The 13,981-nt window shown below is 68.9% G+C and carries 9 protein-coding genes and 3 tRNA genes; 8 read left to right on the top strand and 4 right to left on the bottom strand.

Annotated elements, in window-relative coordinates:
- Window positions 1–13: 13 nt before the first annotated feature.
- On the bottom strand, window positions 14–802 hold the full coding sequence (locus BM436_RS26155; RefSeq protein ID WP_093558474.1) for an SDR family oxidoreductase: 789 nt from the start codon (window positions 800–802) through the stop codon (window positions 14–16).
- 61 nt (window positions 803–863) lie between these two features.
- Here BM436_RS26155 and BM436_RS26150 point away from each other — a divergent pair, with 61 nt between their 5' ends.
- Both BM436_RS26150 and BM436_RS26145 read left to right on the top strand, forming a co-directional pair.
- Window positions 864–2,021: a class I SAM-dependent methyltransferase gene (locus BM436_RS26150; RefSeq protein WP_093558473.1), complete on the top strand. Its 1,158-nt coding sequence runs from the start codon at window positions 864–866 to the stop codon at window positions 2,019–2,021.
- A 123-nt stretch (window positions 2,022–2,144) separates the two neighbouring features.
- The gene (locus BM436_RS26145) at window positions 2,145–3,122 is read left to right on the top strand and encodes a J domain-containing protein (RefSeq protein ID WP_177307519.1); all 978 of its coding nucleotides are present in this window, start codon (window positions 2,145–2,147) and stop codon (window positions 3,120–3,122) included.
- Window positions 3,123–3,239: 117 nt separating this feature from the next.
- Here the strand turns inward: BM436_RS26145 and BM436_RS26140 are convergent, their stop codons facing one another.
- Both BM436_RS26140 and BM436_RS26135 read right to left on the bottom strand, forming a co-directional pair.
- Complete coding sequence (locus BM436_RS26140) at window positions 3,240–4,976, bottom strand: methyl-accepting chemotaxis protein (RefSeq protein ID WP_093558471.1); 1,737 nt, start codon at window positions 4,974–4,976, stop codon at window positions 3,240–3,242.
- 21 nt (window positions 4,977–4,997) lie between these two features.
- Complete coding sequence (locus BM436_RS26135) at window positions 4,998–5,495, bottom strand: chemotaxis protein CheW (RefSeq protein ID WP_093558470.1); 498 nt, start codon at window positions 5,493–5,495, stop codon at window positions 4,998–5,000.
- A 235-nt stretch (window positions 5,496–5,730) separates the two neighbouring features.
- Between BM436_RS26135 and BM436_RS26130 the strand changes: the two genes are divergently transcribed.
- Together BM436_RS26130 and BM436_RS26125 are read left to right on the top strand one after the other, a co-directional pair.
- Window positions 5,731–7,326 carry a DUF3369 domain-containing protein gene (locus BM436_RS26130; RefSeq protein WP_093558469.1) on the top strand — a complete coding sequence of 532 codons (1,596 nt, stop codon included), beginning with the start codon at window positions 5,731–5,733 and terminating at the stop codon, window positions 7,324–7,326.
- 211 nt (window positions 7,327–7,537) lie between these two features.
- The gene (locus tag BM436_RS26125) at window positions 7,538–9,103 is read left to right on the top strand and encodes an HDOD domain-containing protein (RefSeq protein WP_307666158.1); all 1,566 of its coding nucleotides are present in this window, start codon (window positions 7,538–7,540) and stop codon (window positions 9,101–9,103) included.
- A gap of 21 nt (window positions 9,104–9,124) precedes the next feature.
- Here BM436_RS26125 and BM436_RS26120 read toward each other — a convergent pair whose 3' ends face one another.
- Window positions 9,125–12,415: an EAL domain-containing protein gene (locus tag BM436_RS26120; RefSeq protein WP_093558468.1), complete on the bottom strand. Its 3,291-nt coding sequence runs from the start codon at window positions 12,413–12,415 to the stop codon at window positions 9,125–9,127.
- A gap of 221 nt (window positions 12,416–12,636) precedes the next feature.
- On the opposite strand from BM436_RS26120, the gene BM436_RS26115 reads away from it, so the two are divergent.
- The 4 genes from BM436_RS26115 to tuf all read left to right on the top strand — a co-directional run.
- A tRNA-Tyr gene (locus BM436_RS26115) sits at window positions 12,637–12,721 on the top strand.
- 54 nt (window positions 12,722–12,775) lie between these two features.
- Window positions 12,776–12,849 (top strand) — tRNA-Gly (locus BM436_RS26110).
- Between the two features lie 42 nt (window positions 12,850–12,891).
- Window positions 12,892–12,966 (top strand) — tRNA-Thr (locus BM436_RS26105).
- 68 nt (window positions 12,967–13,034) lie between these two features.
- The coding region (gene tuf / locus BM436_RS26100; protein ID WP_093558081.1) for an elongation factor Tu at window positions 13,035–13,981 on the top strand (947 nt) is incomplete at its 3' end.

The following is a 13,981-nucleotide window of genomic DNA, read 5'->3' as shown; positions in this document are numbered from 1 at the left end:
TTGTGGGGTGTGGCTATTTGGCGAGGAACATCACGTCGCGCGGCAGCGCCGTCAGGTGCTGGCCGCCGTCGACCAGCAGCGTGCTGCCGGTCAGCGCGCGCGCGCCGGCCGCGTACAGCACCGCCTCGACGATGTCGTCCGGCGTGCTGGAGCGTCCCAGCGGCGTCCGCCGGTGCGCCTTGGCGAAGCCTTCCTCGCTTTGCTCGCCGGACACCAGCGTGATGCCGGGCGCGACGCCGACCACGCGCAATTTCGGCGCCAGTTCCTGCGCCAGCAAGGTCGTCGCCGTGTGCAGGGCGGCCTTGGACAGCGTGTAGGACAGGAAGTCGGGGTTGAGATTGTACAGTTTTTGGTCCAGCAGGTTGATCACCACGGACTGATACCCGTCCGGCGTGGCCGCGTGCAGCGCCTGCGCCAGCAGGATGGGCGCGGCCACGTTGGCCGCCATGTGCGCCTCCAGCCTGGCCAGCGTGAAGTCGGCCGCGCTGTCGTAATCGAACAGCGAGGCGTTGTTGACCACGCAGGAAACCGGTCCCAGCAGCGCGGCGGCGCGCGGCAGCAGCTGGCGCACGTCGGCCTCGTCGGCCAGGTCGCAGGGCAGCAGGGCCGCGCGCCGGCCCAGCGCGGCGATCTCGCCGGCCACCAGCCGGGCCTCGGCCTCGGAGTGGCGGTAGTGCACGGCCACGTCCCAGCCGGCGCGCGCCATGCCGAGCGCGATGGCGCGGCCGATACGGCGCCCGGCGCCGGTCACCAGGGCGACCGGCGCCGCCGCGCCGCCGTTGTCGGAATTCGTCGTTGTCATTTGCATAATCCGCTGTTTCAAAAACCGCCGGCGGGCCGCGGCGATACACTAAAATGCCGGAATGTCCCTACCCGCACCCACCAGTGACGCGCTGGCCGCGTCCCACGCCCTGCAGAACCTGATCGCCGCCGACATCGCCGCGGGATCGGGCGCCATTTCCTTCGCCCGCTTCATGGAGCTGGCGCTGTACGCGCCGGACCTCGGCTACTACAGCGGCGGCGCCGCCAAGCTGGGAAAAGACGGCGATTTCACCACCGCCCCCGAGCTCACGCCGCTGTTCGGCGCCACGCTGGCGCACACGGCAGCCGCTATTATCGCCCAAAGCGCGCCCAACATCCTCGAATTCGGCGCCGGCACCGGCAAGCTGGCGCGCGACATCCTCACCGAGGCGGCCGCCGCCGGCGTCGCCGTCGAGCGCTACGCCATCGTCGAGTTGTCCGGCGAACTGCGCGCGCGTCAGCAGGAATTGCTGCGCGGCTTCCCGCAGGTGGAGTGGCTGGACGGCTTCCCGGACGCCTGGACCGGGGTGGCGATCGGCAACGAGGTGCTGGACGCCATGCCCGTGCACCTGGCGCGCAAGACGGCCGCCGGCTGGCGCGAACTGCACGTGACGGTCGCCGACGGCCGCTTCGACTATGTGGAGGTGGAGGCGGGGCCGGCCCTGCTGGACCAGCTGGCCGCCCAGGTCCACCCGGAGGACGAGGCGCTGCTGCCGGAGGGCTACACCACCGAGCTGCATGGCTCCGCCCGCGGCTTCATGGCCACCTTGGCGCGCATGCTGGCGCGCGGCGCGGGCGGCGCCGCCATCCTGCTCGACTACGGCTTCCCCGCGCACGAGTACTACCTGGGCCAGCGCGAGGCCGGCACCCTGATGTGCCACTACCGCCACCACGCGCACGCCGACCCGTTCTACCTGCCCGGCCTGCAGGACATCACCGCCCACGTCGATTTCACCGCCATGGCGGTGGCCGCTCAGGACGGCGGCGCCGACGTGCTGGCCTATATGAGCCAGGCCAGCTTCCTGCTGGCGGCCGGCATCGGCGAGCTGCTGACGCGCACCGACCCGGCCGACGCCAAGGCCTACCTGCCGCGGGCGAACGCCGTGCAAAAGCTGCTGTCGCCGGCGGAAATGGGCGAGCTGTTCAAGGTGCTGATCGTCGGCAAGGGCGTGCGACTGGCGCCCGCGCTGGCCGCCGCCGACCGCAGCCACCGCCTGTGATCGCGTGAACTGGACGGTTTTACATCGCCTGCTCGATGCGAACGCCGCCGCGGAATCGGCTATGATGATCGACTCAGCGCGACAATCCCGTCGCCGCGCGCCTGTTAAAACCTCAACCGACTGATGGGAAAGATACATTCTCACTACGACAACCTGAAAGTGGCCCGCATGGCGCCGCAGGAGGTCATACGCGCCGCCTACAAGGCCTTGAGCCAGAAATACCATCCGGACAAGAATCCCGGCGACGAGAAGGCCGCGCGCATCATGGCCATCATCAACAGCGCCTACGGCACCCTGTCCGACCCGCAAAAGCGCAAGGAGCACGACGAGTGGATCGCCGCCGAGGAGTGGGAGATCGAGTGGCTGGAAAGCACCCGCGGCGAGGACGGCCACCGGCCCGCGCGCCAGGACGGCCCGGCGCAGGCCTGGCCCGACATGGCCGAGCCGCGTCCGGTGAAGACCCTGCTGCGGCGCAACTGGAAATGGTGCGTGGCGGTATCGGTCGGCGTGATGGCGGGCTGGGTGGGCGGCGTGCTGTCGGCCGGCCAGCCGCGGCTGCAGGCGGTGCTGGCCGCCGCGCTGGGCAATAACAGCGAGCTGAGCGCCACCGTGGCGCCGGCGCCGCGCGCCGCGCTCAAGGCCAAGGCCAAGGCCGAGGAGGCCAGGACCGACCCGCTGGCCGACAGCTGGGCCGTGCCCAAGCCGCACGTGGCGGGCGCGACCCTGTCGGCGGCGCCGGCGATCAAGGTGGTGGCGCTGTCGCAGGTGGTGTTGCCGGGCTCGGCCGTGGCGCAGGATTGCGAGGGCGAACCGGCCGCGCTGATGGCGCCCAACGGCGAGCCGTGGCCGGCGCAGTCGGGTTACGTGGATGGTTTCCCGGTCGGAAACAAGGGCGAGGACATGCAGCTGACCCTGGACAACGCCAACAACCCGTCGGCGGTGTTCATCAAGGTGTACGACCTGGAGCGCAAGTCCAATGTGCGCTACGCCTATGTGCTGGCGCGCGACACGCTGGTGGTGGACAAGCTGGCCACCGGCCGCTACGAGATCCGCTACCAGAACCTGCACACCGGCGCCGACCGGCCGGGCTGCCGGCGCTAGCCGGCGCTGGCCCGGCGCTTGCCGGCCTCGTCCCGGGGCTGGCCGGCGCCTGGTGGGGGCGGCCCGGCGCCGGCCCGGCGTTTCCCCGCGTTGGCCGGCGCGGGGCGGCCCCGCGGCTTAGAACTCCTCCCAGCTCTCGTCCGGCGCAACCTGCGGCTTGGCGTTGCCGGCGCGCGTTGCCGGCTTGGGCGTCGCGGCGGCGGAGCGGGGCGCCGTCGCCGTCCTGGCGGGCCGGGCCTGGTCGACCGCGCGCAGCGCCGGCGCCGCCGTCTTGGCCGCCGCCGCCCCCTCGCCGCCGTGCCGCTCCAGCACCTTGAACACGCTGACGGACTGCGCCAAGGTGCCCGCCTCGTCGCGCATGGCTTGAGCGGCGGCGGCGGCCTGCTCGACCAGCGCGGCGTTCTGCTGCGTCATCTCGTCCATCTGCGAGATCGCCTCGTTGACCTGCTCGATGCCCATGCTCTGTTCCTGGCTGGCGGCGGTGATCTCGCTCATGATGTCGGCCACCTGCCGCACCGAGGTGACGATCAGTTCCATGGTCTGCCCGGCCTCGTCGACCAGCTTGCTGCCGCCGTCCACCTTTTCCACCGAGTCGCCGATCAGCGTCTTGATCTCCTTGGCGGCCGAGGCCGAGCGCTGCGCCAGGTTGCGCACCTCGGAGGCCACCACCGCGAAGCCGCGGCCCTGCTCGCCGGCGCGGGCCGCCTCGACCGCCGCGTTCAGCGCCAGGATGTTGGTCTGGAAGGCGATGCCGTCGATCACGCCGATGATGTCGACGATCTTGCGCGAACTATCCTTGATCGAGCCCATGGTGTCGACCACCTGCGCCACCACCTGGCCGCCGCGCTGCGCCACGGACGAGGCGGATATGACCAGCTGGTTGGCCTGGCGCGCGTTGTCCGCGTTCTGCTTGACGGTCGAGGTCAGCTGCTCCATCGAGCTGGCGGTCTCCTCCAGCGAGCTGGCCTGCGATTCGGTGCGGCCCGACAAGTCCATATTGCCGCTGGCGATCTCGCCGGAGGCGCGCGAAATGGTGGCCGAGCTGTCGCGCACCCCGCCCACCGTGCGCGACAGGCTCTCGTTCATGTGCCGGAGCGCCAGCAGCAGCTGGCCGGTCTCGGTGCGGTCGTCGCCCGGGACGGCGATGCAGCTGGTCAGGTCGCCGTCCGCCACGTCCCTGGCCACCGCCACCGCCTTGTCCAGCGGGCCGGTGATGGAGCGCGTGATCGTCAGCGACAGCGCGGCCGCCAGCGCCAGCGCGGCCAGGCCGATGCCGGTGATCAGCGCGCGCGCGAAGGCGATGTCGCCGGCCGCCTTCGCGCCGGCCTCGTCGATGTCGCGCTGCTGCTTGTCGACCGTGGTCTTGATCGAGGCCAGCAGCGTGTTCAGCGCCGGGAAGGTCTCGCTGTTCATCAGCTTGGCGGCGTCGTCCTTGCGGTCCTCCTCGACCAGGTCGGCCACCCTGATGAAGGAGGCGGTGTAGGCGGCCAGGTCGGCGCGGATGGTGGCCAGGCCGCGCTTGCCGTTGTCGGACTCGACCACCTTGTCCAGCGTGGCCAGGGCCTGCTCGATGGCCTTCTTGTTGGCGTCGATCTGGCCGTAGAACACGCCGCGCTGGGCCTTGTCTGGCAGGATGAACAGGGCCAGCGTGCGGCCCACGTTCTCGCGCGCCAGCGCGTCCACCGTCGTGGCGGCCTGGGCGCTGACGAAATCGCGCTCGCGCATGGCCTTGTTGTCGTTGCCCACCGCCGTCAGGCTGCCGAACGCCAGCGCGATGGTGATGGCCAGCAGGGCGGCCAGCACGCCGAAGCCGGCGGTGAGGCGGGTGCGTATCTTCAGTTTGGACAGGTTCATGGTTTTTTTGGGTAGGGGGAGTCAGGGGGCGATGGCGTCGATCAGGCCCATCTCCGGGCTGGACATGAGCTTGTCGATGTCCACCAGGATCAGCATGCGCTCGTCTATCGTGCCCAGGCCGATCAGGTATTCGGTGGAGAAGGCCGTGCCCATCTCGGGCGCCGCCTTGACCTGCTCGGGCGTGAGCGTGGTCACGTCGGACACCGAGTCCACCACCATGCCGACCACGCGGCCCTTGATGTTGAGGATGATGACCACGGTGAACTGGTCGTACACCGGCTCGCCCAGGCGGAACTTGATGCGCATGTCGACCACGGGAATGATGATGCCGCGCAGGTTGATGACGCCCTTGATGAACTCGGGCGCGCTGGCGATGCGGGTGACCGCCTCGTAGCCGCGGATCTCCTGCACCTTGAGGATGTCGATGCCGTATTCCTCCTTGCCCAGCTTGAAGGCGAGGAATTCGCGGCCGGCGATGTCGCCGCCGGATTGTGCGCTGCTGCCTGCTGTATCTTGCATAATGGGTCCTTGGGGGTTCGGTGTGGTCCGATGTGATGACGGCGCCGATGCTTGCCGATAATCATCAGATTAGCTGGTTTTCGGGGACTTTGCTGATTGTTGCCAGGATGCGCCGGTGGCAAGTGTGGGGGTTGTCATGCTTGCAAAATCTGATTATGCTGGGAACTAGACACCGAGCGCCGCCTCGAGCGCAATGCGCGTGAACCCGACGGGCTCGTGCGACCTGGGAGACTGTATGACCGATTCAACCGCCGCGGAAGAAAACTGGCTGCTCGACGAGGATGAAGACGAGGCGCCAGCGGCCAGCCCGGCTGCTCCCGACCAGCGCCTCTGGCGCGTGCTGATCGTCGACGACGACGTCGACGTCCACGCCGTCACCCGCCTGGCGCTGCGCAACGTGAGCTTCAAGGGCCGCGAGCTGGAACTGTTTTCCGCCCACAGCGGGCGCGAGGCCTTCGACATCCTGCGCGACACCCCCGACATCGCCCTGGTGCTGCTGGACGTGGTGATGGAGACCGACGACGCCGGCCTGCTGCTGGCGCGCCGCATCCGCGAGGAGCTGCACAACGCCATCGTGCGGGTGGTGCTGCGCACCGGCCAGCCGGGCCAGGCGCCGGAGCAGCGCGTCATCATCGAATACGACATCAACGACTACAAGGCCAAGACCGAGCTGACCACGCAGAAGCTGTTCACCACGGTGATCTCGGCGCTGCGCGCCTACGAGAGCCTGAACATGCTCGAGCGCAGCCGCGTCGGCCTGGGCAAGATCCTGGCCGGCGCCACCAACCTGTACCAGATCCATTCGCTGCGCGAGTTCGCCTCCGGCGTGCTGAACCAGGTGTCGGCCATCCTCGACGTCGGCGCCGACGGCGTGCTGTGCCTGATGCAGGGCGACACCGGCCCGGCCACGGTGGTGGCCGCCACGGGCGGCTACGCGGCGCTGGCCGAGCACGAGTTGATGCCCACCAGCCACCCGCTGTGGCCGACCATCGCCAAGGCCTTCGCCGAGAAGAAAAGCCAGTTCGAGCACCCCGCCAACGTGCTGTTCATCCACACCCAGGAAAACCGCGAGGTGGCGATCTCCGTCACGCCGCCGTGGCCGCTGGCGCAGATCCAGCGCGACCTGCTGGAAGTGTTCTGCCAGCGCATCGCGGCCGCGTTCGACAACCTGTACATGTTCGGCCAGCTGCGCAAGGCGCAGGAGGCCACGGTGGTGGCGCTGGCCGACCTGGCCGAGTTCCGCGACCGCGGCACCGGCGGCCACGTGCGCCGGGTGCAGGCGCTGTCCACGGCGATCGCCAACGCGATGGCCGAGCGCGGCGTCTACCCGGAGCAGCTCACGCCCCAGCTGCTGGACATGATAGGCCTGGCCAGCATCCTGCACGACGTCGGCAAGGTGGCCACGCCGGACCACATCCTGCTCAAGCCGGGCATCCACACGCCCGAGGAGCGGGTGCAGATGCAGAGCCACGCGCAAGTGGGCCAGACCATCCTGGAGCGGGCCGCCAACATGGTCGACGGCGTCAGCTACCTGACCTACGGCGCCGAGATCGCCGGCGCCCACCACGAGCACTTCGACGGCAACGGCTATCCCAACGGGCTGAAGGGCCAGGAGATCCCGTTGTCGGCCCGCATCGTCGCCATCGTGGACGTGTTCGACTCGCTGCTGCACGAGCGGCCCTACAAGGAGCCGTGGCCGTATCCGGAGGTGATGACCTACATCCAGGCCCGCGGCGGCGCCCAGTTCGACCCGGAAGTGGTGCGCTCGCTGATGGACGTGGTGGCGCGCGATCCCACGCTGGGCCAGAAGCCGGCGCCCGGCGAACATTGACGGCTTGCCATTGTTTTTTTGCCAGTCTGTGGCGGGCCAGCCCCGCCGCGGACGGCGAATGCCCCCGATTCTCTCCAATTTCCACGATTTCCGTTTCTTTCCCGCACTAGCGGAATATACTTCCGAAAGAGCAGCCGGCCGCCGCTACCCGCGCGCCCGCCGCGTCACGTGCGCCTCGTCCCTGCGCAGACGGAACTCTGGAAATGGAAAAATGAACCCAATGAAGGGCCCCGCGGCGCTTGCGCCGTACACCGCCGAGGCCGACCTCAAGCCGGTGCGCGGCGCGCTGTTGAAAAAGCTGTGCAGCGACGAGAACGTGTTCGCGCTGGGCGTGTCCGTGGCGCGCGTGGTGCAGCTGATCGACTCCGACGACGGCGGCACCCACGACCTGGCCTACTTCGTCCTGTCCGACGCGGCGCTGACGCAGAAGGTGCTGCGCTTGGCCAACACCCCGCGCTTCCGCACCGCCGCCGGCACGCCGGTGACCACGGTGTCGCGCGCGATCTCGCTGCTCGGCTTCGACAACGTCAAATCGTCCGCGCTGGCCATGCTGCTGGTGGACACGCTGGCCAACAGCCGCCATGCGCAAAGCATACGGCTGGAGCTGGAGGCGGCGCTGTGCGCCAGCCTGGTGGGCCGCGAGATGGCGCGCGTGAGCGCCCACCAGGGCGCGGAGGAGGCCTCGATCGGCGCGCTGTTCAAGAACATCGGCCCGTTGCTGGTGGCGGCCCAGCAGCATGAGCGCTACCGCGAAATCAACGCGCTGGTGGCCGGCGGCAGCCACGGCGCCGGCCAGGCCTCGCAGATGATACTGGGCAGCAGCTACGACGCGCTGTCGGCCGCCATCCTGCACGAGTGGAAGATCCCGGAAGTGATCGTGCGCTCCATCGGCCCCTTGCCGCCCGGCCCGCTGAAGGCGCCGCAGCACCGCCAGGAATGGGTGCGCATGGTGGTGTCCTTCAGCATGGAGGTGGCGCGCATCCTCGGCCGCGGCGGCAAGCCGTCGGCCGCCGCGCTGCAGGCGCTGCTGCAGCGCTACGGCGCCGCGCTGGCGCTGGACCGGGACCAGCTTGCCGACCTGCTGGGCACGGTGCGTGGCGGCATGAACGAGTTGCTGGACAGCCTCAACATGCGGCCGCCGGCGGCGCCCGGCGGCGACGACGCGGAAGAGGGCGCGGACGGCCTGCCCAACGTGCTGCTGCTGGCCGCGCTGGACGCGGGCGGCGGCCCCGCCGCCGGCTGCCATCCCAGCGGCAAGCCCTACAACGCGCGCGACCAGTTGCTGTCCGGCGTGCAAGAGGTGGCGCAGATGCGGGCCTCCGGCAACAGCAAGCTGAACGAGCTGATCCAGGCGGTGCTGGAGACGCTCTACCGCGGCATGGGTTTCCGTTTCGCCACCGTGTGTCTGCGCGACATGCGGGTGGGGCAGTTCCGGGCCCGCATCGCGTTCGGCGAAAAGCACGTCGAGCGCATGGCCGGCTTCAGCTTCCCGCTGGCGGGGCCGGACCTGTTCCACCTGGCCATGAAGAACGACGCCGACCTGATGATCGCCGACGCCGGCACGCCCAAGATCCGCGCGCTGCTGCCGGACTGGCACCGCGCGCTGCTGCCGGACGCGCGCAGCTTCATCGTGTTGCCGCTGGTGGTGCAGGGCACGCCGCTGGGCCTGTTCTACGCCGACCGCAACGTCCCCGCGCCGGAGGGCGTGCCGCCCGACGAGACCGCGCTGATCCGCGCGCTGAAAAGCCAGCTGATCGTGGCGCTGACCCCGCCTTGAAAACCGCACAGCGGTGTCATGTCACGCGGCCGCCGCGGGTGTGGGGTCGGACCCGTCGGGTCTGACCTCGGCCGTTGCCGTTGGGTTGCCGCGCGCCAGCGCCTCGAAGCGCTCCACCGGCAGCGGCCGCGCGAACAGATAGCCCTGCGCCTCGTCGCAGCCCTTGCTGCTCAGGAAGTCGCGCTGGGCGGCCGTCTCCACGCCCTCGGCGATCACTTGCAGCCGCAAGGTGTGCGCCAGCGCGATGGTGGCCGCCACGATCACCGCGTCGTTCGGGTCGCTCTCGATGTCCTTGACGAAGCCGCGGTCGATCTTGATGCGGTCCAGCTCGAACAGCTTCAGGTAGCTGAGCGAGGAGTAGCCGGTGCCGAAGTCGTCGATCGCCACCTTCAGCCCGCGCGAGCGCAGTTCGCGCAGCAGGGCGCGGCTGCTTTCCGGATCGCGCATGGCGGCCGACTCGGTGATCTCCAGTTCCAGCAGCGCCGGCGCGATGCCGTGCCCGGCCATCTCGGCCAGCAGGCCGTCCAGCAGCGGCAGCAGGCCGCCGCCGTGGCATTGCCGCGCCGACAGGTTGACCGCCAGCCGCAAATGACCCAGCCCCTGTTCGCGCCAGCGCACCAGCAGCCGCACCGCCTGCCGCAGCACCCAGTCGCCCAGCGGCAGGATCAGGCCGGACTCCTCGGCGATGGGGATGAAACGGTCCGGCCCCACCGTGCCCAGCTCGGGATGGTGCCAGCGCAGCAGCGCCTCGGCGCCGATGATGGCGCCGCTCGCCAGTTCCACCTGGGCCTGCAGGTGCAGTTCGAACTCCTCCTGCTCCAGCGCGCGCCACAGCCGGCTCTCCAGCAGCAGGCGCTCGTGCGTGGCGGCGTTCATGTCGCTGGAGAAGAACTGGAAATTGCCGCGGCCCTGGCTCTTGGCGGCGTACATCGCCGTGTCCGCGTGACGCAGCAGCGTGGCGCTGTCCTCGCCGTCGGCCGGATACATGGCCACGCCCACGCTGGCGCCGCTGTGCACGGTGGTGCCCTGCAGCGCGAACGGCGCCGACAGGGCCTCGACGATGCGCACCGCGATCTGGCTGGCCGTGTCCGGCGTGACACCGTCGGCGGTGACGATGATGAACTCGTCGCCGCCCAGGCGCGCGATGGTGTCGACCTCGCGCAGCATCTCGCGCAGGCGGTTGGCCACCGCCTGCAGCAGCAGGTCGCCGGTCTGGTGGCCGTGGGTGTCGTTGATCTTCTTGAAGTGGTCCAGGTCGATGAACATCACCGCCGCCATGCCCTGGCCGCGGCGCGCCTGCGCCAGCGTCTGGTCCAGCCGCAAGTTCAGCGACAGCCGGTTGTCCAGCCCCGTCAGCGGGTCGTGGTGCGCCAGGCGGTGGATGCGCTCCTGCGCGCGCCGCTGCTCGGTCAGGTCGTGCAGGATGGCGACGAACAGGTGCTCGTCGGGCAATTCCACCTCGCTGACCGACACCGCCAGCGGGAAGGCGCTGCCGTCGCCGCGCCAGCCGGTGGCCTCGTGCTCGTGGCTGGCGCCGCCGGCCACGCCGCGCAGCAGGCCGGCCGCCGTCTGCCCCGGCGGCAGCGGCAGCAGGCGCGACAGCGGCAGGCCCGGCATGCGCTCCGGCGCGTAGCCGAACAGCCGGCCCGCCGCGCCGTTGGCCGACAGCAGCACGCCGTCGCGGTCCAGCGTCAGGATGGCGTCGGCCGCCTTGTCGAGGATGGCCTGCAGCCGCGCCTCGCGCTCGCGCAGGCGGGCGGTGCTGTCCTTGACCTGGGCCTGGATCTGGGCCCGCTCGCCCGAGATCAGCAGCATCATGCCGCCCAGCAGCGCCGTCAGCAGCAGGCCGCAGGTCAGCACGGTCCAGCTCTGCCAGCCGCGCTGCTGGGCCGCGTAGGCCGCCGTGGGCGCCAGGGTCAGCAGGTAATGGCGGCCGCCGAAGCTCAGCGCGCGCTGCGCGTCGCCGCGGCGCGGCGGCCGCCCGAGCTGGTCGTGCAGCGGCAGCGGCGTGCCGTCGCTGATGTCGTCCAGCCGCACCCGCAGCGCGGGGAAGTTGACCTGCAACAGCGCGCGCTCCACATAGGATTCGACGTGCATGGAGATCAGCAGCATGCCCGCCGGCTCGGCGCTGCTGCCGCCGGCGTAGGCGGCCTGCATCAGCAGCAGGCCGCGCTGGCTCTGGCGGAACAGTTTGAGCGGCGCGGTGGCGCTGGGCTGGCCGCTGCGCAGCGCCTGCCGCACGGTCTCGGCGCGCAGCGGCTCGCCGAGGAAGTCCACCCCCGCGTAGCGCCGGCTGGCGGCCGGCTCGATGTAGGTCGACACCATGTGCTGCGCGCGCTCGGGCGCCCGCTTCAGGCCGCCGGGGCCGCCGTCGCGGATCTCGAAGCCGGGCTCGATGTACCGCCGGCCCCAGGCCTCGAAGCCCGGGCGCTGCTCCCGCGTGACGGGTTTGAGCCACATCATCGACAGCAACTCCGGGCGTTTGTCCAGGTAGCCGCTGGCCAGGTTGCGGAAGTCATCGGCGCTGGGCGCGCGGCGCGGGTCGCCGAGCGCCCGCGACAGCGCGTAGATGAAGCGCTCGTGCTCGCTGAACTGGGCCTGCAGCAGGTCGCCCGCCTGTTGCGACTTGAGGCGGAAGGTCTGCATCTGCTGGGCGTTTTCCCAGTGCTCGACCTGGAAATAGATGACGATGAAGACGGCCGCCGACAGCAGCAGCGGCAAGCCCACCAGCCAGCGGCGCCGCAGCCACAGCGGGCGCGGGCGTCCGATGGCGATCCAGGTCAGCGGCGCCGCCAGCAGGATGCCGGTGGTGTCGCCCAGCCACCAGGTGAACCAGGTGATGGCCATCTCGGCCGCGGGCAGGCGGCCCAGCAGCACGGTGGCGCCCACCGCGAGGGTGCAGCTGATGGTGGCCAGCACCGGCGTCAGCAGCATGAAGCCGAGCACGTCGCGCCCGGCGCCGACGGCCGGCTGCACCAGGCGCCGCAGCACCAGCATGGCGGTCCAGGCCTGCAGGCTGGCGCTGGCGGCGGCGGCCAGCGCCGCCAGCGCCTGCACGCCGTCGACCGGCATGCCGTTGCCCAAGGGGATCAGGTTGACGCCGAGCGAACCGAGCGCCACGCCCGGCAGCACGCGCGGCCCCAGCGTGTAGACCGCGGCCAGCGCGATGCCGGCCGGCAGGAACAGTGGCGAGGCGTAACTGCCGCCGATCGCCAGTTGCAGGCCGAGGCGCCCGGTGGCCAGGTAGGCCAGCGCCAGGAGCAGGTTGGCCAGCAGGGGCGCGCGCCAGTTCGGTTGATTGCTAGTCCGCATATGCTCAGCCTGTGCTCCATTCGCCCGGTTGCGGTCGATTGTATAAGAATTTTGACCCGATTCATTCCATGTAAAAACTACCCTTGCGCTTTCGAATTTATGTGCTTATAATTTCGTCCCGAAGCAGACGAGACATCGCAGCTTGCAGATCGGTCGGTTGAATGAACTGCGGGATGTGTTGACAAGTCAAAGTAATTGCTTCATACTCTGCGGTTCCTCGCGGAGGGGTGGCCGAGTGGTTAAAGGCGACAGACTGTAAATCTGTTCTCTATGAGTACGCTGGTTCGAATCCAGCCCCCTCCACCAAGTTTTTGCAAGAAGACTGAGTGGCAAGCAGTAAAGAAAGTGAACGAATACCTCGCGGGTGTAGCTCAATGGTAGAGCAGAAGCCTTCCAAGCTTACGACGAGGGTTCGATTCCCTTCACCCGCTCCAGTTGGACTTGCAATGCATAGCAGCGCATCGCAACAAATAAAAGCCCTTTTAGCTCAGTGGTAGAGCACTCCCTTGGTAAGGGAGAGGCCACGTGTTCAATCCACGTAAAGGGCACCAGAATTCGCAGTATCTTCAGCAGTCGGGCGCGTGCCCTGCACACTTATCAAATTTGTTAGGAGTCTAAAATGGCAAAAGAAAAGTTCGAGCGGACTAAGCCGCACGTGAACGTTGGCACCATCGGTCACGTTGACCATGGCAAGACCACCCTGACCGCTGCGATCGCAACCGTTCTGTCGAAGAAATTCGGCGGCGAAGCCAAAGCGTACGACCAGATCGACGCTGCTCCAGAAGAAAAAGCACGCGGCATCACCATCAACACCGCGCACGTCGAGTACGAAACCGCCAACCGTCACTACGCCCACGTTGACTGCCCAGGCCACGCCGACTACATCAAAAACATGATCACCGGTGCCGCGCAGATGGACGGCGCGATCCTGGTGTGCTCCGCCGCCGACGGCCCAATGCCACAGACCCGCGAGCACATCCTGCTGGCCCGTCAGGTTGGCGTTCCATACATCGTCGTGTTCCTGAACAAGTGCGACCTGGTGGACGACGAAGAGCTGCTGGAACTGGTTGAGATGGAAGTGCGCGAGCTGCTGTCGAAATACGAGTTCCCAGGCGACGACCTGCCGATCATCAAGGGTTCGGCACGTAAAGCACTGGACGGCGACACCGGTCCGCTGGGCGAAGAAGCCATCATGGCCCTGGCCAACGCGCTGGACAGCTACATCCCTACGCCAGAGCGCGCAGTGGACGGCGCCTTCCTGATGCCAGTGGAAGACGTGTTCTCGATCTCCGGCCGCGGCACCGTGGTGACCGGTCGTGTCGAGCGCGGCGTTGTCAAAGTCGGCGAAGAGATCGAAATCGTCGGCATCACCGACACGGTGAAAACCACCTGCACCGGCGTGGAAATGTTCCGCAAGCTGCTGGACCAGGGTCAAGCCGGCGACAACGTCGGTCTGCTGCTGCGCGGCACCAAGCGTGAAGACGTGCAACGTGGTCAAGTTCTGGCGAAGCCAGGCTCGATCAAGCCGCACAACCACTTCACCGGCGAGATCTATGTGCTGTCGAA

Source organism: Pseudoduganella namucuonensis (assembly GCF_900116645.1).
Classification (GTDB): domain Bacteria; phylum Pseudomonadota; class Gammaproteobacteria; order Burkholderiales; family Burkholderiaceae_D; genus Rugamonas; species Rugamonas namucuonensis.
This window is presented reverse-complemented; position numbering and strand designations above follow the sequence as displayed.

Excerpts from the sequence above, each read along its gene's own strand:
- BM436_RS26155 (WP_093558474.1), bottom strand. The coding sequence starts at position 802 with ATGACAACGACGAATTCCGACAACGGCGGCGCGGCGGCGCCGGTCGCC.
- BM436_RS26150 (WP_093558473.1), top strand. The coding sequence starts at position 864 with ATGTCCCTACCCGCACCCACCAGTGACGCGCTGGCCGCGTCCCACGCC.
- BM436_RS26145 (WP_177307519.1), top strand. The coding sequence starts at position 2,145 with ATGGGAAAGATACATTCTCACTACGACAACCTGAAAGTGGCCCGCATG.
- BM436_RS26140 (WP_093558471.1), bottom strand. The coding sequence starts at position 4,976 with ATGAACCTGTCCAAACTGAAGATACGCACCCGCCTCACCGCCGGCTTC.
- BM436_RS26135 (WP_093558470.1), bottom strand. The coding sequence starts at position 5,495 with ATGCAAGATACAGCAGGCAGCAGCGCACAATCCGGCGGCGACATCGCC.
- BM436_RS26130 (WP_093558469.1), top strand. The coding sequence starts at position 5,731 with ATGACCGATTCAACCGCCGCGGAAGAAAACTGGCTGCTCGACGAGGAT.
- BM436_RS26125 (WP_307666158.1), top strand. The coding sequence starts at position 7,538 with ATGAACCCAATGAAGGGCCCCGCGGCGCTTGCGCCGTACACCGCCGAG.
- BM436_RS26120 (WP_093558468.1), bottom strand. The coding sequence starts at position 12,415 with ATGCGGACTAGCAATCAACCGAACTGGCGCGCGCCCCTGCTGGCCAAC.